The organism is Pseudonocardia sp. TRM90224 (assembly GCF_021245725.1).
Classification (GTDB): domain Bacteria; phylum Actinomycetota; class Actinomycetes; order Mycobacteriales; family Pseudonocardiaceae; genus Pseudonocardia.
On sequence record NZ_JAJGSX010000008.1, the window covers coordinates 155,232 to 174,560 of the forward strand.

18 protein-coding genes are annotated in these 19,329 nt (G+C 70.7%); 8 read left to right on the forward strand and 10 right to left on the reverse strand.

The genetic code is table 11. The annotated features are described in order from the left end of the window. The 7 genes from LL648_RS15420 to LL648_RS15450 form a co-directional block, all read right to left on the reverse strand. Window positions 1–342, reverse strand: a complete 342-nt coding sequence (locus LL648_RS15420; RefSeq protein ID WP_232663234.1) for a phosphopantetheine-binding protein — start codon at window positions 340–342, stop codon at window positions 1–3. Window positions 343–677: 335 nt separating this feature from the next. Beyond that, the gene (locus LL648_RS15425; protein WP_232663235.1) at window positions 678–2,129 is read right to left on the reverse strand and encodes a GH1 family beta-glucosidase; all 1,452 of its coding nucleotides are present in this window, start codon (window positions 2,127–2,129) and stop codon (window positions 678–680) included. Between the two features lie 24 nt (window positions 2,130–2,153). Then, on the reverse strand, window positions 2,154–3,050 hold the full coding sequence (locus tag LL648_RS15430) for a carbohydrate ABC transporter permease (protein WP_232663236.1): 897 nt from the start codon (window positions 3,048–3,050) through the stop codon (window positions 2,154–2,156). After that, window positions 3,047–4,012 carry a carbohydrate ABC transporter permease gene (locus LL648_RS15435; RefSeq protein ID WP_232663237.1) on the reverse strand — a complete coding sequence of 322 codons (966 nt, stop codon included), beginning with the start codon at window positions 4,010–4,012 and terminating at the stop codon, window positions 3,047–3,049. Before LL648_RS15435 ends, LL648_RS15430 begins: the two co-directional genes overlap by 4 nt. A 2-nt stretch (window positions 4,013–4,014) precedes the next feature. Then, on the reverse strand, window positions 4,015–5,319 hold the full coding sequence (locus LL648_RS15440) for an ABC transporter substrate-binding protein (RefSeq protein ID WP_232663238.1): 1,305 nt from the start codon (window positions 5,317–5,319) through the stop codon (window positions 4,015–4,017). A 188-nt stretch (window positions 5,320–5,507) separates the two neighbouring features. Beyond that, window positions 5,508–6,530: a LacI family DNA-binding transcriptional regulator gene (locus LL648_RS15445; protein WP_232663239.1), complete on the reverse strand. Its 1,023-nt coding sequence runs from the start codon at window positions 6,528–6,530 to the stop codon at window positions 5,508–5,510. Between the two features lie 275 nt (window positions 6,531–6,805). After that, window positions 6,806–7,672, reverse strand: coding sequence for an LLM class flavin-dependent oxidoreductase (locus LL648_RS15450; RefSeq protein WP_232663240.1), 867 nt, complete (start codon window positions 7,670–7,672; stop codon window positions 6,806–6,808). 352 nt (window positions 7,673–8,024) lie between these two features. Here LL648_RS15450 and LL648_RS15455 point away from each other — a divergent pair, with 352 nt between their 5' ends. Then, window positions 8,025–8,924 carry an aminoglycoside phosphotransferase family protein gene (locus LL648_RS15455; RefSeq protein ID WP_232663241.1) on the forward strand — a complete coding sequence of 300 codons (900 nt, stop codon included), beginning with the start codon at window positions 8,025–8,027 and terminating at the stop codon, window positions 8,922–8,924. A gap of 14 nt (window positions 8,925–8,938) precedes the next feature. Here the strand turns inward: LL648_RS15455 and LL648_RS15460 are convergent, their stop codons facing one another. After that, window positions 8,939–9,349: a histidinol dehydrogenase gene (locus tag LL648_RS15460; protein ID WP_308190330.1), complete on the reverse strand. Its 411-nt coding sequence runs from the start codon at window positions 9,347–9,349 to the stop codon at window positions 8,939–8,941. A 34-nt stretch (window positions 9,350–9,383) separates the two neighbouring features. Between LL648_RS15460 and LL648_RS15465 the strand changes: the two genes are divergently transcribed. Then, on the forward strand, window positions 9,384–10,109 hold the full coding sequence (locus LL648_RS15465; protein WP_232663243.1) for an alpha/beta fold hydrolase: 726 nt from the start codon (window positions 9,384–9,386) through the stop codon (window positions 10,107–10,109). Here LL648_RS15465 and LL648_RS15470 read toward each other — a convergent pair. Beyond that, entirely contained in the window at window positions 10,074–12,788 is a 2,715-nt protein-coding gene (locus LL648_RS15470; RefSeq protein WP_232663244.1) for a helix-turn-helix transcriptional regulator, read from the reverse strand. The genes LL648_RS15465 and LL648_RS15470 overlap by 36 nt on opposite strands. A 132-nt stretch (window positions 12,789–12,920) precedes the next feature. Here LL648_RS15470 and LL648_RS15475 point away from each other — a divergent pair, with 132 nt between their 5' ends. From LL648_RS15475 to LL648_RS15495, 5 genes are all read left to right on the forward strand, one after another. After that, window positions 12,921–13,430 (forward strand): VOC family protein, encoded by a 510-nt coding sequence (locus LL648_RS15475; protein WP_232663245.1) that lies wholly within the window; start codon window positions 12,921–12,923, stop codon window positions 13,428–13,430. Between the two features lie 45 nt (window positions 13,431–13,475). Then, entirely contained in the window at window positions 13,476–13,781 is a 306-nt protein-coding gene (locus tag LL648_RS15480) for a hypothetical protein (protein ID WP_232663246.1), read from the forward strand. A 196-nt stretch (window positions 13,782–13,977) separates the two neighbouring features. Then, the gene (locus LL648_RS15485; protein WP_232663247.1) at window positions 13,978–15,036 is read left to right on the forward strand and encodes a winged helix DNA-binding domain-containing protein; all 1,059 of its coding nucleotides are present in this window, start codon (window positions 13,978–13,980) and stop codon (window positions 15,034–15,036) included. A gap of 294 nt (window positions 15,037–15,330) precedes the next feature. Further along, window positions 15,331–16,917, forward strand: a complete 1,587-nt coding sequence (locus LL648_RS15490) for an aldehyde dehydrogenase family protein (protein ID WP_232663248.1) — start codon at window positions 15,331–15,333, stop codon at window positions 16,915–16,917. Further along, window positions 16,914–17,414, forward strand: a complete 501-nt coding sequence (locus LL648_RS15495; RefSeq protein WP_232663249.1) for a type II toxin-antitoxin system RatA family toxin — start codon at window positions 16,914–16,916, stop codon at window positions 17,412–17,414. Before LL648_RS15490 ends, LL648_RS15495 begins: the two co-directional genes overlap by 4 nt. A gap of 5 nt (window positions 17,415–17,419) precedes the next feature. On the opposite strand, the gene LL648_RS15500 is transcribed toward LL648_RS15495, so the two are convergent. Continuing rightward, a complete protein-coding gene (locus LL648_RS15500; RefSeq protein WP_232663250.1) occupies window positions 17,420–18,196 on the reverse strand; it encodes an AfsR/SARP family transcriptional regulator in 777 nt (258 codons plus the stop codon). Between the two features lie 282 nt (window positions 18,197–18,478). Between LL648_RS15500 and LL648_RS15505 the strand changes: the two genes are divergently transcribed. Next, window positions 18,479–19,084, forward strand: coding sequence for a response regulator transcription factor (locus LL648_RS15505; RefSeq protein WP_232663251.1), 606 nt, complete (start codon window positions 18,479–18,481; stop codon window positions 19,082–19,084). Window positions 19,085–19,329 lie beyond the last annotated feature (245 nt).

Consider the following 19,329-nt stretch of genomic DNA (forward strand, 5'->3'; position numbering starts at 1 on the left):
TCAGGCGCTCCCCCGGTCGGTCAGCAGCGCCTGGACCTGTTCGTCGCTCATCCCGTCGAGCTCCTCCAGCAGCGCGGCCAGCTCCTCGTCGGCGACGGTCGACAACAGCGCCTCGTCGATCGCGCGGGCGGCCAACGCCACCGTCAGGTCCTCGGAGAACAGCATCTCGACCGGCAGCTCGACCCCGAAGGTCTCCTGCACCCGTGCGATGAACTGCAGCAAGGTCAGGGACTGGCCGCCGAGCTCGAAGAAGTCCGCGTGCGGCCCGCCGGGTTCGGTGCCCAGCAGCTCCGCCCACATCCCGATCACCGTGTGCTCGGTGGGAGTCGGCGCGTCTTCCATGACACCTCCGCAGTGAGAGCGCTCTCAACGCGAGCGCGGCGATCCGGGACGGCGATCACCGGATTCGGTGCTCGACACAGCTCGGAATGGTGAAGTCAGTCATCACATTAAGTGACCACTGGCCACCCGGGCAATCATGTCGATCACATTTGAAGAACATTGCCGAAACCTGGGTCGTGGCATTCCGTAGAACGCGCGACAAATGCTCGTTCCGGCCTATCAGTGGCCGGAACGAGCAGGAATCGGTGCAATTCTTCGGTCGACCCTTCGAACCGACAGAATCGTGCCCCGGTCACGACGCAGACCTTGCAGGTGACTCGGCGGCGCCGGATGGTTCACGAGCTCTCGCGCTCCACCTCCCCGGACCGGGCCACACCGGCGTAGAAGCGGGCACTGGCCTTGGGGGTGCGACGCTGGGTCGCGTAGTCGACGGCGACGATGCCGAAGCGCTTCGAGTACCCGTAGGACCACTCGAAGTTGTCCAGCAGCGACCACACGTAGTAGCCGGTCACCCGCGCCCCGCCGGCCAGGGCATCGTGCACAGCGGCGAGGTGCCCGCGCAGGTAGGCGATGCGGTCGAGGTCGACGACGTACCCGTCAGGACCCGGCTCGTCCGGGAAGGCGGCACCGTTCTCGGTCACCATCAGCTCGATGCCGGGGCGCTCGTCGGCCACGCGCAGGAGCAGCTCGGTGAGCCCGCGCGGGTCGACGGTCCACCCCATGGCGGTGCGGTCCACGCCGTGCTGGACGGGGAACTCGACGTCGTCGCACGCGACCCACGGCCGTGCGCCGGTCTCGTCGTGGCCGTCGGCGTTCTCCCTCGGGCGCTCGCGCGTCCAGTGCCGCACGTGGGTGGGCGTGTAGTAGTTGACGCCGATGGCGTCGACCGGCGCGGAGATCACCTCGAGGTCGCCGGGCAGCACGAACGACCAGTCGGACACCCCCGCGGTGTCGTCGAGGACGTCGGCCGGGTAGCGGCCGTGCAGGATCGGGTCGAGGAACACCCGGTTCTGCAGCCCGTCGACGCGGCGCGCGGCGTCGGCGTCGCCGTCGGAATCGGTCTCGGGGCGCACCCAGGCCAGGTTGAGGGTGACGCTCAGGTGCGCGTGCCGGACGATCTCGCGGATCGCCGTGACCGCTCGCCCGTGCGCCAGGTTGAGGTGGTGCACGGCAGCGAGCGCGGCGGCGTGGTCGGTCCGGCCGGGGGCGTGCGCTCCGCTGCCGTAGCCGAGGTAGGCCGAGCAGTACGGCTCGTTGAGCGTGGTGAACCGGGTGACGCGGTCGCCGAGGGCTGCCGCGACGACGGTGGCGTACTCGGCGAACCGGTCGGCGGTGGCGCGGTGCGCCCAGCCGCCGGCGTCCTCCAGCGCCTGCGGCAGGTCCCAGTGGTAGAGCGTGACGGTGGGCGCGATACCGGCGGCGAGCAGCTCGTCGACCAGCGCGGAGTAGAACGCCAGGCCGGCCTCGTTGACCGGGCCGAGCTCCTCGGCAGTGACCTGCGGGGTGATCCGCGACCACGCCACCGAGAAGCGGTACGCCGTCAGGCCGAGGTCGGCCATGATCGCGACATCTTCGCGGAAGCGGTGGTAGTGGTCGACGGCGACGTCGCCGGTGTCGCCACCCAGGACCTTTCCGGGGGTGCGGGAGAAGGTGTCCCAGATCGTCGGGGTGCGGCCGTCCTCGGCCGCAGCCCCCTCGATCTGGTAGGCGGCGGTGGCCGCGCCCCACACGAACCCCTCCGGGAACCGCAGGGTCTCGGTGAGCTGGGCAGGCTGGATGGCGGTCATGGTGCCTTTCGACGATGACGAGGGTCAGGCCTTGACGGCGCCGGCGATGATCCCGCCGACGATCTGGCGGCCGAGCAGGAGGAACACGACCACCACGGGCAGGGTTCCGACGAGCGTGCCGGCCATGATCACGCCGGTGTCGGGCACGTAACCGGTGCCGAGGTTGCCCAGCGCGACCTGCACGGTCGGGTTGGCCGAGTCGAGGGTGATGACGGGCCAGAAGAAGTCGTTCCAGGCCGTCATGAACGTCAGCATCCCGAGCACGGCCATGCCGGGCCGCGCCACGGGCAGCACGATGCTCCAGTAGGTGCGCAACGTGGTGGCGCCGTCGACCTTCGCGGCGTCGAGCAGCTCGTCGGGGAGTGCCTGGACGAGGTACTGGCGCATGAAGAAGACCCCGAACGCCGCCACCAGCGACGGCAGGATCACCGAGGCCAGGGTGCCGGCGAGGCCGAGGCCCACCATCAGGCTGTAGAGCGGCACGACGCCGAGGCTCGGCGGGATCATCATCGTGCCCACCGCCAGGGCGAACAGCTGTGACCGGCCGCGGAAGCGCAGCTTCGCGAAGGCGAACCCGGCCAGCGTGCACAGCAGCACCGTGCTGATCGTGATCACGCCGGCGACGATGAACGAGTTGGTCAGCGCGAGCGGCAGGTCCTGCTGGGCCAGCGCCTTGCCGATGTTGCTCCACAGCAGCGGGCCAGGAGTGATCGGCGGCGGCGACTGCGCCATCTCCGACATGGGTCGGCTCGCCGCGACGATCATGTAGTAGAAGGGCAGGACGAAGACCAGCGCCGTCAGGGTCAGCATGCCGTAGGTCCAGCGGCCGGCCGACGTGCCGGCGCCGCCCCCACCACTGCCGTTGCCACTGCTGCGGCGCGGCCGGACGACCGGTGGCGTGATACCCGCTGCCGCGGTCATGCAGCACGCTCCCGGCGCCGGGCGAGCCACGTGTTGAGCAGCACCAGCACGAGGATGAGGGCGAAGGTCACCCAGGCCACGGTCGCGGCCCGGCCGAGCTGCCCGAACGTCCAGCCCTGCTGGTACATGAACAGACCGAGCGTCTGGTACTGCCCCAGCGCGCCGCCGGTCGGCTGCCCGCCGCCGAAGATCAGCGGTTCACCGAACACCTGGCTCGCTCCGATCGTGGAGACGACGATCGTGAACAGGATGGTCGGACGCAGCCCGGGCAGGGTGACGTGGCGGAACTGCTGCCACTTGTTCGCGCCGTCCAGGGCGGCGGCCTCGTAGAGGTCCTGGGAGATCGACTGCATCCCGGCGAGGTAGATCAGTGCGTTGTAGCCCGTCCACCGCCATGTGATGATCACCGACAGGGCGATCTGCGCCGTCCAGTCGCCGTTGCGCCAGTCGACCGCGTCGATCCCGACCATTCCGAGCAGCCAGTTGACGGCCCCGGCGTCGCGGCCGAACAGCTGCCCGAACACGAGCGTCGCGGCCGCGACCGACGTCGCGTACGGCATGATCATCGAGACCCGGAAGAACATGCGGCCGCGCAGCTTGTAGTTGAGCATGTGCGCGAGCCCGAGCGCGATCATCAGCTGCGGCACCGTGGACAGGATCCCGATCGTGATGGTCTTCCAGAGGGAGTTCCAGAACTGCGGGTTCGAGAAGAGCCAGGCGTAGTTGTCGAAGGCGACCCACGACATCGAGCTGCCGAGCCGGTAGCGGTGCAGGCTGATCCATCCCGTGTAGATCAGCGGGAAGAGCCCGAAAGCGGCGAACACCAGGAAGAACGGCGCGACGTAGACGTACGGGGCCGTGCGGCCCTCGAGCGCGTAGAGGCGGGAGCGCCACGGGGGCCGACCCGGAACACCGGGTTCCGGGTCGGCCACCCGTGTCGAGCGGTGCAGCGAGAGCGTCACGCTCAGCCGACCTGCTGGGTGACGGCGGCCATGCTCTTCGTCCACGCGTCGGCGGGAGCGACCCCGTTGGCCTCGACCGAGAGCAGCGAGTCGCTGAAGACCTTCTTGATCACCCCGTCGTTCGGGCCGAGGATCTGCACCGGCGCGGACGTCGACGAGTCGGAGTAGATCTTCCCGATCGGCGCGCCGCTGAAGAACTTGTCGGTGGCGCCACTTACCTGCGTGATCGCGTCCTTCGTGGAGGGGAAGTTGCCGACCGCGTTGAAGATGCGGACCTGCTGCGCGGGCGCGGTGAGCCAGGTGATCAGCTCGGCGGCTTCCTTCTTGTGCTGGCTGGACGCGGGGATGCCCAGGTACGAGCCGCCCCAGTTGCCGCCCTTGCCGCCGGGCAGCGTCGTGACGTTCCACTTGCCGGAGCCGGCGTCGCCCGCCTTGCCCTTGATGTAGCCGATCATCCAGGAAGGGCAGGCGATCGTGGCGAACGTGCCGGACCCGAAGCCCGCGTCCCACCCGGGGTCGACGAACTGCTCGAGGCGGGCGGTGAGCCCGGCCTGCCCGGCGCCGGCCGCGATGTCGAACGCCGACTTCACCGCCGGGTTCGTGCTGACGACCAGCTCGCCCGACTCGTCGTAGTAGATCTTCTGCTCGGTGGAGATGATGGCGTTGTAGAGGCCGCTCGCGGAGTCGTGCCACGCGCTGTTCGCGGGGGCCGCGGCCTTGTACTTCGCGCCCAGCGCGAGGAAGTCCGGCCACGAGGCCATCTGGGCGGCGAGCGCGGCCGGCTCGGTGGGGAGGCCGGCCTGGCCGAGCAGGTCGCTGCGGTAGCAGATGCCCATCGGGCCGATGTCGGTGCCGAGGCCCAGCACCGCGCCGGACTTCGTGGTGGCGGCCTTCTCCTTCCAGTCGACGTACCCGCCCACCGCGGCGCCGGCCGGGGTCTCGCGCAGGTCGGTCCACAGCTCGGGCTGGTTCGTGACGACGTCGGAGATGCGGGCGACCTCGATGCCCTGCACGTCGGAGGCCTTGCCGGCGGTCAGCCGGGTCTGCAGCGCCGGCCAGTACTTGTCGTCGCTCTGCGTCGACTCGTACTTGATGGTGACGCCGGGGTGGGCCTTCTCGTACTCCGCGAACAGCCCGTTCTCCTGGTAGCCGAACGTGCCGAACAGGCCCACCGTCAGCTCGACCGGACCTCCGGCAGCGGCGGGTCCGCCGGCGGACCCGCCGCAAGCTGAGACGGCCAGTACCACGCTCGTGGCGAGCGCAGCGAGCGCCACGGTTCGACGCCCGCGCGGGGATGGGATGTGCATCTTTGCCTCCGGTGACGCGGCGCCATGAGAGCGCTCTCACGATCGAGTGAAAGAGTGGCCGGACCCACATGGTCAAGTCAAGAGAGCGCTCTCACGGCTTTTCAATTCGGGCTGCATCTCGGCCGATCGGCAGCGCGTCGCCCGCCGCTGCAGGAAGCTGCACGCCGGGGCCGGCCACGACCTACCGGTCAGGCGCTCTCACGTGCCACCAGCTCTGCCGGGATCAGCACGGGGTCGAGCACCGTGCCGTCCTCGATGGTCCGCAGCAGCCGCTGGGCCAAGGTCGCCCCCATGTCCACGACCGGTTGGCGGATGGTCGTGAGTCCCGGCCGCACCGTCGCCGCCAGTGGGGAGTCGTCGAACCCGACGACCGCGACATCTTCGGGGATCGAGCGGCCGGCGTCGGTGATCGCCTGGAACGCGCCCAGCGCCATCAGGTCACTCGCAGCGAACACGCCGTCGATGTCGGGCCGGGTCGCGAGCAGCTCGGTCATCGCGGCGCGCCCGCTCTCCATCGAGAAGTCACCCTCCACCACGAGACCCGACCGGCCTCGGACGGCGAGCTCACCCAGGAACCCCGACTCCCGATCCAACGCGGCGGTCATGTCCCGCGGACCGGTGATCGTCGCCAACCGCGTGCGCCCGCCATCAGCGAGCCGGGCCGCCGCGAGCCGGCCGCCACCGACGTTGTCGCTGGACACGTAGCTGACGCCGGCCACCGGCACCAGCGGGCGACCCATGAGGATCACCGGGATCCCGGCGGCCTGCAGCGCGCGGGGAAGCGGGTGGTCGCCGTGCAGCGACGCCAGGATGGCACCGTCGAGGTGGCCGGCACGGGCGAACCGCTCGAACTTCCGCCTGTCCGCGTCGAGGTGCACGATCGAGAAGACCAGCTGCACGTCCAGCTTCGCCACCGCGGCGTGCGCGCCGCGCAGAGCCAGTGAGAAGTGCGGGTCGTTGAAGAACCGCTCCTCGGGCTCCGCGACGACGAACGCGATCAGACCGCTGCGCTGCGTCATCAGCGCGCGCGCCGCGCGGTTGGTCACATAACCCAGCTCGTCGGCGGCGCGCAGCACCGCCTCCCGCGTGCGCTCGGTGACGTTCGACGCTCCCGACAGCACGCGCCCCGCGGTCGCCCGGGACACGCCCGCCACCGACGCCACCGACTCCAGCGTCGGCGCGGACCGGACCACCGGTCGGGGATCAGCCATACGCCGATGATGCCAGTCGAAGGCCGACCAGCCGTCCGGCTCGGGCGAGGTCCCGCACCCCGGGCTGGAGTCGGCCTGCGCTGCGATCTGTACCCACCAACCGGCGGTCCACGACGCCACCGCCGGCCCACCGCCACCCAGAACCAGGGCGCGGTTCGGCTGGAACCCGGAACCTGGCGATCGCTGATGCTGGTTCACGAACTCAACCTCCACCTCTGTCCGGCATGGTCGAGAGTTGAACCGATCGACCACCTGCGCGTGACCGCCGCTCGTGCCTACCGTCCAGCCAGCTCGGCGACGACCGGCGCGAGGGCACCGGCGACGTCGGCCCCGAAGACGAAGTAGGAGAAGCCGATTTCTTCGCGTCGCCGTTGGATCTCCTCGGCAGCGGCCGAGGGATCACTGGACAGGAACGCCAGCGAGTCCGCGGCCCGGACGGCAGCAGGATCGGTGTCGGGTCCGGCCATGAATGCGGCGACCGAGTCGCCGACCACGGGTACGTGCAACGCAAGTTCCACGTCGCGACGGTTGTCGAAGCGTTGAACCCGTTGCATCGACGCCGACCGCGTCTCGATCTGCGGCATCACGAAGGTCACCGTGTCGGCGAGCTCAGCGGCGAGCGCTCCTGCCTTGGGGCCGCCCACGGCCATGACCACCGGTGTGTGCAGGTCCGGGCCGTCGAGGTCCCGCAGGGCCGCGACGATCTCACGCACCTGGCTGGACCGTTGGCTCGTCGGGGTCACCGCCAGGCCCAGCTCACGAAGTTGGTCGGCGATGCCGGGCCGACCAGTGCCGATTCCCATCTCGAAACGGCCTTCAGTGAGCACGGACAGCGAGTGCGCCTCCCACGCGGTGATCCACGCAGGTCGAACGGGGGATGCGTACACCCAGGTCCCCACTCGCACGCCGGTGATCGTTGCCGCCACGGCGAGCGCCGGCCCAGGGGCCGGTTGCCACTGCGGCACGTCGGGCATCAAGATCGTCGAGTAACCGCTGTCGGCCAGACCACAGACCTGATCACGCCAAGTCGGCACGTCGATGGTGATCGGCGCAAGGGCTCCGAAACGCAATGGCCTGATCTCGCGTGCCGAGTCACCTGTCATGGCGAGGCCCTCTCCTTCACTTGGCCCTGGCGGCGTCACCGGCGGGATCGGCTGCGCGGATGGCTATCGGTCAGACGCTAGGGAGATCGCGGTTCAGGCGAATCCGCATCGATATCAGTACTGCCCGACAGCGAGCGGGACTCGGCCAGCAGGGCCGCGTGCGTGCCCGGATCGCAGTGCGCGATGGACTGCGGTGACACGCCGCCCTCATCACCGCGGCCACCCCGCAGCTGAACCTGCGCCTGCTCAACGACATGCGTGCCTGGCTGGCCGACGCCGCGGGACTGGGCGACCGCCACTACATCGCAGTGCTGTCCCACATCACCACGACGCGATGAAAGCTGCGCAAATCGCAGCGCGCGTCCGAGTCTCAGGGGGTACAACGACACGGATGACACTCGACGTTCCCGATGGGGTCCGGCGCAAGGCGCTTGCCGACGGGCACGCGGCATGGCTCGACGGTCTGCCGTCGGTCCTGGACTCCTTGGCCCAGGACTGGTCGCTGGCGATCGGCGCGACGATGCGCGGGGGACACGCCGCTTTGGTCGTCGAAGCCACGCTCGCCGACGGAGCCCCGGCCGTCCTCAAGGTCGGGGTCCCCGGACATCGACGCCGGCTCGGCTTCGAAGCGGCCGTGCTCGATCTCGATGCGGGGACGAGCTGCGCACGTCTGATCCGCCGCGATTTCACCCGAGACGCGCTCCTGCTCGAACGGCTCGGCCCGGCGATGTACGAGGTGATCATGGACCCTCGCTCGCAGCACGACATGCTGTGCGACACCGTCGCTCGACTCTGGCGCCCACTCGACGACAACGTCGACCTGCCGACCGGCGCCGACTTCGCGCGCCGGATGCAGGACGTCATTCCCCAGCTCTGGGAGGAGCTGGACCGACCGTGTTCGGCTGCGGCGATCGACGACGCCGTCGGATGCGCCGACCGCCGCGAGCGCGCCCACCACCACCGGACGTCGGTTCTCGTGCACGGCGACGTTCACGAGGCGAACGCGCTCCAGGCAGAAGATGGCACGTTCAAGCTGATCGATCCCGACGGCCTATGGGCGGAACCCGCATGTGACCTCGGGACCATCATCCGTTGCACCCCCGACGGCGGCGACGACCTCCGGGCCAGAACGGAACGGCTCGCCGCTCGAACCGGTGTCGACGCCACCGCGATCTGGGAGTGGGGAACCGTCCACCGCGTGATCAGCGGGCTGAACAGCGTGCGGATCGGCTTCCAGCCCTTTGGGAACCTTCTTCTTGCCGAGGCGGATCGCCGTACGCAGGCCGGCTGACGCTGCCGGCTCCGTCATGCACGCCGGGCTGTGACCGATGCGGCATGCGCGGGAAAGCCCTCGTGCTCCGCCAACGCCTCGATGTGCGGTGCGAGCTCCCAGAAGATGTCCTCATCGAGGGTCGCCGTCGCGATCCTCGTGAGGAAGGTGTGGACGGTGTCGCCGCTGACCGCCCGCGCGAAGCCGGTGGTGGGCAGGGTCGCCGTCGTGCCGATCACGAGGTTCGACGCCGCCGATGTGCTCCACTGCCCGAGCAGCACGGTGCCGGCGTGCCGGACCAGCGGAAGCCACCCCTCCGGATCGGCGACTGCCAGCTGTGGGGCACGCGGCGGCTTACATGAACGCTGCTGCGGCCATCCATGCCATGCGTGCAGAGCTGGTGTAGTGGTACGGACAAGACGCCGAAACCTGGTCGTGCTGCCGATCCGCCGTGCCCACGGGCCGCCCTAGCGTCGAGACATGCCCGAATCGCGCGTACCGCACCTCGTGGTCGTACGGCCGCCCGCGGCGATCCTCGGCCGGATGATCACGGACGTACTGCCGGGCCGCCGCGTGATCGTGCCTCGCGACCCGGGCGGCCCGGACCTCGACGCGGCGGTCGCCGACACCGTCGGCAACGCGCGGGCCGTGGCCGAGCCACCGTGGGACGTCGTCGGAGAATCGGTGGGCGCCCTGTTGGCTGCGGCGATCGCCGCGCGCCGGCAGCTCGCGGTGCGCAGGCTCGTCCTCATCGGCGGGTGGGCCAGCTCGTCGGGGCCGGCGGCTCGGTTCGCCGCCGACCTCCGCCGCGACCTCCTGGCCACCGATCCCGATCTCGTGGGCCGGTTGACGGTGCTGCTCGGGTTCAGCCCGCCGGCGTTGGGAGCGCTCGGGGAAGGAGGGATCGTGCACGTGCTCGCCGAACAGGACGAACCGACTCCCCTCGCGTCCGGCGCTCCGCTGGACATCACCGCGTTGCTGCCGCACGTCGTGGCGCCGACCCTCGTGATCGGGTTCGCCCAGGACCAGCTCGTGCCCGTCGATGGGGCCCGGACGCTGCACGCCGGCATCCGCGGCAGCCGGTACGTCGAGCTCCCCGGCGGGCACTACGACTGGCTGCTCGAACCCGACCGGCTGCTCGGGACGGTCGCGCGGTTCCTCGACGACCCGCTACTCGAAGGTCATCGTCCGCAGGTCGGCCCGTGAGGTGACCTGCAGTTTCGGGTAGGCGTTCGACAGGTGGTAGCCGATGGTGCGCGGACTCAGGAACAGCTGCGTGCCGATGTCCCGGTTGGACAGACCCTGCGCAGCGAGCCGCACGACCTGCAGCTCCTGCGGCGTGAGCCGGCCCGTCTTGGGAACGACGCCTTCGCGCTCACCCAAGAACTGGCCGGCGGCGCGCAGCTCCGAGCGGGCCCGATCGAGCCACACCTGCGCACCGAGCCGCTCGAACGTCTCGGCCGCCGAGCTGAGAACGGGACGGGCGTCACCACGTCGACGGGCGCGGCGCAACCACTCGCCGTACACGAGCTCGGTCCGGGCCTGCTCGAACGGCCGTCCGCCACGACGGTGCAGGTCGAGGGCTTGTCGATAGGCACGTTCCGCCTCGACGCCGCCGGTCAGCAGCGCCGCGCACCGCAGCGCGACGGCACATGCCCACGGCTGCCCGGAGTGCTCCGCCCACGCGGTGAAGAACGCGTGCGCGTCATCGGCTTCGCGATGACGGCCGAGCCGCGCCGCGGCTTCGACGACGTCCGGGATGGTGAAGAGCGTGTACGTCCGGTTCGCCCCGGCGACGATCGTGTCGCGACGGTTCATGATCGGCTCGTAGTGGCCCAGGCCGACGTCGAGCAGGGTGAGCGAGCAGGCGGAGAGGATCGCGTCGAGCGGGCGCGACGGCTCCATCCCGGCGAGCGCATCGCGGCAGGCCGACTCGTCACCCCGGACGGCGGCAAGATCGGCGTTGATGTTGTGCAGCAGCACGACGCTCATCGCCTGCCCCGTGTCGGCGGCGATCCGCAGCCCCTCACGCACGCTCGCCAGCGCAAGATGATGCTGGCCGCGGTGGCGCTGCGACCTCGCGAGCACCGTCAAGGCGAGTGGGAGGACCCCGGCGGCGCCTCGGTCCCGGCAGTCCTGCACGACCCTCTCGGCGATCGCGATCGCCGCCTCGTCGTCGCCGAGCAGCTCGTGCCACCAGTGCGCGATGGGTGATTCGCGCAGGCGCAGCAGGTCGACCCGGTTCACCAGTCCGCGCAGCGCGGCCACTCCCGCGGCGATCTCGCCTGCCGTCTCGGCACCCAGCCCGAGCACGGCGGCGGCGTACCCCTTCGCGACCCCGTCGTCCGCAGCGAGCTTCGCCGACTCCGCGATGAGGGCCAGGTCCGCGGTCAGCAACGCGGTGTCCATCGAGCGCATCAGCAGGTAGTCGGCTCTGTCCGGCGCCACAGCGGCGACCGAGACGGCCGCGTCGACCAGCATCCGGTGGGACGCGGCGACATGCAGCTGCTCGTCCGCCAGCGTGGCACCGATCCCCGCTGCCGCGGCACGATCAACGGGGTCGTCGAGCGTGGCCGCCGCCTCTGCCGCGAGCGCCGCACCCTTCTCCAGCATCCCGGCGTCCGTCGCGGCGGTCGCGGCGGCGAGCAGTCGACGGCTGCGGCGCCCCGGGTCCGCGCTGAGCGAGGCGGCCCGCTCGTAGGCTGCCGCGACGGCCGCGAACCCACCAACGGCCCTGGCGCGCTCCGCGCTGAGCTCCAACGCTGCCGCGATCGATTCGTCGGGCCCGGTGCTCGAAGCGGCCAGGTGCCAGGCTCGTCGATCGGCGACGGACGCGCCCGCAACCTCGCCGAGGGTGTCGGCCAGCGCCCTGTGGACCGCTATTCGACGCCCCAGCGCAGCCTGTTGGTAGGCCGCGGCGCGGATCAGCGGGTGCCGGAACTCGAGCCGCCCGTCGACGTGTCGAAGCAGGTCGGCCTGCTCGGCGAGCTGCAGGTCGTCGACCCCCGCACCGAGCCCGGCCGCCGCCCCGAGCACGATCGACACCTCACCCGTCTCCTCGGCGGCGGCGACCAGCACCACGGTCTGCGTGCGCTCCGGGAGCCCGGCGATCTGCGCGGCGAAGCTCTGCTGCACACGGCCGTGGACGCCCGGGGCGCCGAGACCGGCCTGCGCGGCGCGACCGTCGCGGCGCGCGGCCGCCAGCTCGATGAGAGCAAGTGGGTTGCCCTGCGCCTCCCGCAGGACGCGCGCCCGCACATGATGCGGGAGATCCGTGGCGTGCTCGGCCAGCAGATCAGCGGCCGCCGCACCACCGATCCCGGTCAGCTCGAGCTCGGGCAAGCCGTGCGTGGGGAACACCGGTGCGTGCGGGTCGCGCACCCCGAAGATCATGACGACCGGCTCGACCTCCAACCGCCGCGCGGCGAACAGGAGCGCCTCCGCCGAAGCGCGGTCGAGCCAGTGCGCGTCGTCGACCAGGCAGATCACGGGTCGCTCATCGGCCAGGTCGGACAAGAGCGTCAGCACGGCCAGCCCGACGAGGAACCGATCACCCTGCCCGGAGGGACCCAGGCCCAACGCGCCTCTGAGCGCCTCGGCCTGGTGCGCCGGAAGCGCTCCGAAGCGGTCGCCGTACCGGCCGATCAGCTGGTGCAACCCCGCGAACGGCAGCTCGCTCTCGGTCTCGACCCCGCTGCCGCGCAGCACGACGGCGTCGCCGGCCGGTGCGGCACGCTCCAACAGGACCGATTTGCCGATCCCGGCCTCGCCCCTCAGCACCAGTACCCCGCCGCGCCCGGACCTGGCAGCCGAGACGAGCGAATCGACCACGGCCAGTTCCCGCGCCCGCCCGTGGATCACACCCGCTTCGGGGCTCAGCGCCATAACCGCAGCATACGGCGGTGCGTCGGCGCGAAACGGAAGCCGGTCAGCTCCCCTACCAACCGTATCCAGGTCGCCCGATACTGGTAACGCGACCGATCCGCACACCCGGCGACGCTTCCTACGGTTCTCCCCATGAGCACCGTCACCCCTGTCCCGGACGGGTACACCACCGTCACCCCGTGGATCATCTCCGCCGACACCGGCGCGATGATCGATTACCTGGTCGCGGCGTTCGACGCCGAAGAGATCGCCCGTGTCGTCGGCGACGACGGCATCGTCGGCCATGCCGAGGCCCGCATCGGCAACGCCATGGTCATGCTGTTCGACTCCCGGCCCGACTGGCCACCGACGCCGACGTTCCTGCGCCTCTACGTCCCCGACGCGCACGAAACGCACCGCCGGGCCGTCGCGGCCGGTGGAACGTCGATCACCGACGTCACGCACCTCGCCTTCGGTGACCTCGTCGGCCGGATCCGGGACCCGTTCGGCAACCTCTGGTGGATCCAGACCCGGGTCGAGGAGGTCCCGGAACAGGAGGTCTGGGAGCGCTTCAGCCAGCCCAAGTGGATCGCCGCGATGAACTACGTGACGAGCGCGCAGCTCACCGTGCCCAGCGACCCCGCGCTCAAGCCCGCGACGTGAATGCCGCACCACGACGCCGCGGCATCGCGAAGACCGTTCTGCTTCTTGCCGCGCTCCTCCTACCGGCCGCTTGCGGGACGGTCGCGCCTCACCACCCCGTCGAACCTGCCGACCGGGTTCTTACCGGAAGGCGTCGATACCCGGACCGGAACGCTGCTGGCCGAATACCGGCTCGCCCCACCCGATGCCGCGGGCCAGGCGGGCGGGTACATCGACGACGTCGTGCTCACGCCCGAGGGTGCGTGGTTCACCGACGCCCGCAGGCACCAGCTCTACGAGGTTCCCCGCACACCGACCGACGCCCCGGCAGCGGTGGTCATCAGGTGCCGCGTGCCCCAGTTCGCCAGATAGAGGAAAGCGTCGTAGTACCGCTCCATCAGGCGCTGCGGATCCCCGCGGAAATCGCCCCAGTGGTACTTCGTTCACGAACGAGATCGGGGTGATGTGGGCCAACGATGCGAATCAGGCCGACACAGCAAGGCCGGACAAGTACCGACCGCCGCGCGGGCTACGGTGTCGTCATGTGCGCCCGGGGGACCGAGCTTCTGTGACCGTCCTCGACGACCGCGCCCTCAACCGCGCCACGCTCGCTCGCCAGCTGCTGCTCGACCGGGCCGAGCTGCCGGCCCTGCAGGCGATCGAGCACCTCGCCGGCATGCAGGCGCAGGAGCCGCTCGAACCGTACGTCGGGCTGTGGTCGCGGCTGGCCGGGTTCGCGCCGGCCGAGCTGGCCGCGCTGATGGAGGACCGGCAGGTGGTGCGCACGCACCTGCAGCGGCGCACTGTCCACCTCGTCACGGCGGCCGACTGCCTGGAGCTGCGGACGCTGTTCCAGCCGATGCTCGTCCAGCGGATGCTCGGGATCCTGCGGAGCCAGCTCGCCGACGTCGACCTCGTCGAGCTCGCCGCGGCCGGGCGGCCGCACTTCCACGCCGAGGCGCTGCAGCTGCCCGAGGTCGGGCGGCGGGTCGGCAAGCATTGGCCCGACGTCGAGGCCCGCGTGCTGGGCGGTGCGCTCGTGAGCCTCCTCGCGCTGGTGCAGGTGCCGCCGCGTGGGGTGTGGGGCCACCCGAAGGCGCCCTCGGCGTTGACGACCGTCGAGGCGTGGCTCGGCCGGGAGATCGATCCCGAGCCCGCCGACGCGGGCGAGCTGGTGCTGCGCTACCTGCGCGCCTACGGGCCGGCGGCAACCGCGGACGTGCGCTCGTGGTCGGGGTTGACCGGGCTTCCCGCCGCCATCAAGAAGATCCGCCCGCAGGTGCGCACCTTCCGCGACAAGCGCGGCCGCGAGCTGCTCGACGTGGTCGACGGGCCGCTCCCCGACCCGGACACCCCGGCGCCACCGCGGTTCCTCCCCGCCTTCGACAACGCCGTGCTCGGCTACGACGACCGCTCCCGGATCATCGACGACGAGCACCGCGGCATGTCGATCCACGGCATCCGGTTCGTCCTGGTCGACGGGCGGGTGGCCGCCACGTGGACGGACTCCGCCGACGGCATCACCGTCACCCCGCTCCGCAGGCTCACCGCGGCCGAGGAGGCCGAGGTGCGCGAGGAGGGGCAGCGGCTCGCCGAGTTCCTCGGCGGGGGCACGGTCCAGCTCTAGCGCCCCGACCGAGCCGGGATGCGTGCTATCCGCACGCGAGGGCAGGAAAGCCACTTTCCGGCCCTCACAGGGCAGGAAAGTGGCTTTCCTGTCCTCCCCGGGGCCCCACCCTCCCCCGCGCACCCAGGGTGACCACGGCAGTGCCGGGAAAGTGGCTTTCCCGGCAACCTGTGCGTTGCACACGCGTTGACTGTGGATTGGGTTGATAAGCAAGCATTATCCCCGACGGGTTGTTCCGGGCCGCCGGCGTGAATACGCTCGACCCATGCCAATGGTGCAACCCGAGGGGCAGACGTGAAGTTCGGGGTATATGCGGCCTACGTCGGCGGGAACCACGTCGTCGACGGTGACGAGCTCGTCCACACGGTGACGGCCCGGTCCGTCATCGAGGACACGTTCGCGAGCCTGCGGCTCAAGCAGGACCTGGACCGCGGTGACAGCCACGGCGCTGACCTGGACGAACGCGTCATCGGGGCGTGCGCCGTCGCCGGACAACAGACCGCGGAGCTGGCGCTGGAGGCGGCTGCCAAGGCCGCTCCGGAGTGGCGCCGGGTCCCGATGCGCCGCCGTCTCGAGATCGGGCGACGCATCGCGGAGCGCTTTCTGGAGCACCGCGAGCCACTGGTCGAGATCCTCGTCGCCGAGGGAATGCCGCGGGCCGCCGCCGACGGAATGGTGCTCGGGATCCCGTTTACGAGTTGGAGCCGGGAAACGCTCGAATGGTGCGCGGAGCAATTCGAGTTCCGCCGCCACGACGGGCGCCGCGAAATGATCCTGCGCCGCCTCCCCGACGGCGTCGTCTGCATCAACCCGCCGCAGAACGCCGCGATGGTGAACGCGTTGAACGGGCTCACCACGCTGATCGCCGGCAATACGGCCGTGGTCCGGGCCCCGCGCGGGGTCGCGCTGAGCTGCATGTACGTGATGCACGAGGTCATCGCACCGGTGCTGGAGGAGGCAGGCGCGCCGCCGGGGACGCTCAACGCCTACTGCGGGCCGCTGGTGCTGGACCAGTGGCTGGCCAGCGAGCACGTCGACGACGTCCTCTACTTCGGCGGCAGCAGCAGAGGGCTGGCGTTCGAGCAGAGCTGCGTCGCCGCCGGCAAGAAGCCGATCCTGGAGCTGGCCGGCAACGACTGCTGCGTCGTGTGGCACGACGCCGATCTGGACGCCGCGGTCGAGACCGTGAGCAGCTTCTTCATGAACTCGGGCCAGATCTGCAACGTGCCCAACCAGGTGGTCGTGCACCCGGCGATCGCCGACGAGTTCCTCGACCGGCTGGTCGCGGTCGCGGCCGCGATCCGCCCCGGCTACCCCGACGAGCCCGACACCGTGCTCACCCCGGTGCTCGGCGTCGACTGGTTCTACGGATGCCTCAACGAGGCCGTCGCCAAGGGCGCGACCCTCGTGCACGGGGGCCGCCGCCTCGAGGTCGACGGCACGCCGTCCGACACCGGCTTCTACCTCGAGCCCTGCATCGTCCGGGTCGACGGGCTGCACGACGCCCGATCGCTCTCGGTCGTGCGCGACGAGACGTTCTTCCCGCTGCTCCCGGTGATCGTGCCCGACGTCCCCGCGAACGACGAGGCCCTGCTTCGGGACGTCCTGCAGTTCGTCAACACGAATGCCTACGGCCTGCGCAACTCGTTCTGGTCGACCAACCCGGCGACCATCGACCGGTTCCTCGACGACGCCACCAACGGCGGCACCATCAAGATCAACGACGCGCACAGCGGCTTCCTCCCGTTCCTGCCGAACCAGGGCGGTCCCGGCCTCACCGGCGGGGCGTTCGGCGAGGCCAGCCATCCCATGCTGCGCACCACCCGGCTGCAGGCCGTCAGCGTCGTCCGTCCCCGACCCGCCGAGGAGCACCCGTCATGACGTCGCGCGTCCTGAAGGCCACCGCGCGGGCGACCGCCGCGGAGATCATCGAGAGCATCGGTCGCTGGTCCTGCTCGTCCCGGGTGGGGGACGTCCTCACCGTCTCCCACCCCGACGAGGGGCACAGCCGGCACGAGCTCGCCTTCCGCGGCGGCGCTGTGCGATGGGTGCAGCGCAACACCCGACCGCGGCCGGGGATGATCGGGTTCGAGCAGGTCGACGGCGATTTCCAGCACCTGCGCGGGTCGTGGACCTGCGCCGACGGCCCCGACGGCTGCACGGTCGTGTTCGAGGTGACCTTCAGCACCGCCGTCCCGCACCTCGCCGGGGCGATCGACTCCGCCGCGGGACGGACGCTGGTCCGCAGCGCGCTCGCGATCCTCGCCACGATCGCCGGCCCGGTCCGGATGACGGAGGGCGAGCGCTCCCTCCACGACCCGCTGCCGGGTCGGTCCACGAAACCCGGTGCAGCAGAGGTCGTCCCAGCAGCGGCATGACGCTGTCAGGCGGCCGAACGCGCTGCGCCCGCCGCCAACCGCGTCGTGTCGGCGCTCAGGATCGCCTGCCGGAGATCCCGCAGGTCCGCAGACGGCGCCGCGCCCAGCTCCGCAGCCAACGTGTCGCGCAGCGTCGCGAACGACTCCAGCGCCTCGCACTGCCTGCCGCACCGGTACAGGGCGATCATCCGCTGGGCGTGCAGGCCCTCGTTGAAGGGGTGCATGGCGGTCAGCATCGCGAGCTCGCCGAGCAGCTGCGCGTGCCGGCCAGTGCGCATGTCGATGTCGATGCGCGACTCGAGGGTGGCGAGCCGCACGGACTCGAGCCGGGTGACCTCGACGCCGAGCAACCTGCCGGTCCGGACGTCGACGAGCGCGGGGCCGCGCCAGACGTCGAGGGCTTCGCGGAACAGCCGGCCGGCGACCTCGGGCCGGCCCGCGACCTCGGCCACCCGACCCGCACGGGCCAGCCGCTCGAACTCGTGGACGTCGACCGCCTCCGCGTCGACCGCGAGGCAGTACCCGCCGAACCGCGTGACGAGCACCTGCGCCGCGCCCTCGCCGATCGACCTGCGGAGGTGCCGCACGTAGGTCTGGACGACGGTGCGCGCCGTGCGGGGCGGGTGATCTCCCCACAGCTCGTCGATCAGTGACTCGACCGGCACGACCGCTCCGGCCCGGAGCGCGAGCAGGGCGAAGACCCGTCGTGGCATGAACGCCGCTGGCAGCACCGAACGGCCGTCGACGGTGGCCTCCAGGGGCCCGAGAACCTTGATGTGCATCGTGGCTCGTGACCTGGTCCGCACCGCTGTGCCTCCTTCGGCTCGGCTGGTTCGCACGCATCCGGGGCCACCGCAGCGGCGCCCGGAATCCGAGGTGCCCTCGTATCAGTTCTCATTCCTGCTCAGGAGGATCATCGGCCGCGCATGCTCGCGGTACCACTTTCGGATTGCGCAGCCGGGTTTCTGCCAATTGACGGCAAAGCGTGTCCTTCGATGGCCGCCCCGCGGCCACGGCAGTAGGCTGGGTCGCGACCGTGCTGCATGCAGGGCCGGGGGGTCTTGATGATCAAGGTGCTGTTGGCGGAAGACATGCACATGCTGCGTGGCGCCCTCGTCGCACTCCTGAACCTCGAGCCCGACATCGAGGTCGTGGCCGAGCTCGCCTCGGGCGACGGCGTCATGGCCGCGGCCCAGAGCCTCCACCCCGACGTCGCGGTGCTGGACATCGACCTGCCCGGCAAGGACGGCCTGACGCTCGCCGCAGAGCTGCACGACGAGTTGCCCTCGTGCCGGACTTTGATCCTCACCAATCTCGGCCGGCCAGCCATGGTGCGCCGCGCGCTGGACGCCAAGGTCAACGGCTTCCTGCTCAAGGACGCGCCGTCCGAGCGCCTGGCCAACGCGGTCCGGCAGGTGGCCGCCGGCCGCCGGGTGATCGACAACGACCTCGCGCTGGCCGCGTGGGACAGCGAGAAGTGCCCGCTGGGCGCCCGCGAGCTCGAGACCCTGCAGCTCGTCGCACAAGGGCTGGGGGCGGACGACATCGCCGCCAAGCTGTTCCTCTCGCCCGGGACCGTGCGCAACTACCTCACCAACGCGGTGACGAAGGTCAACGCGCGCAACCGCGTCGACGCGATCCGAATCGCCCGCGAGTCGGGCTGGATGTAACCGCCCGTCCCCACCCGTTCGCTCGATCGTGGCTGGCCCGCGCGCTCAGACCGATCTCGTCGGCCAGATCCCACACGCACACCCGGTCGCGACCTGAATTCCTCATCTCCGAGTCACACGGTGTGCACGTCCGGACGGGTGTCGCGAACACTCCCGGGTGAACCCGCCGATCTGTGAATCTTCTTCCGTCGACGTCGAGGACAGACCCGCTCGACGCACTGGACAGGAACCACTTCCCGGTCGAC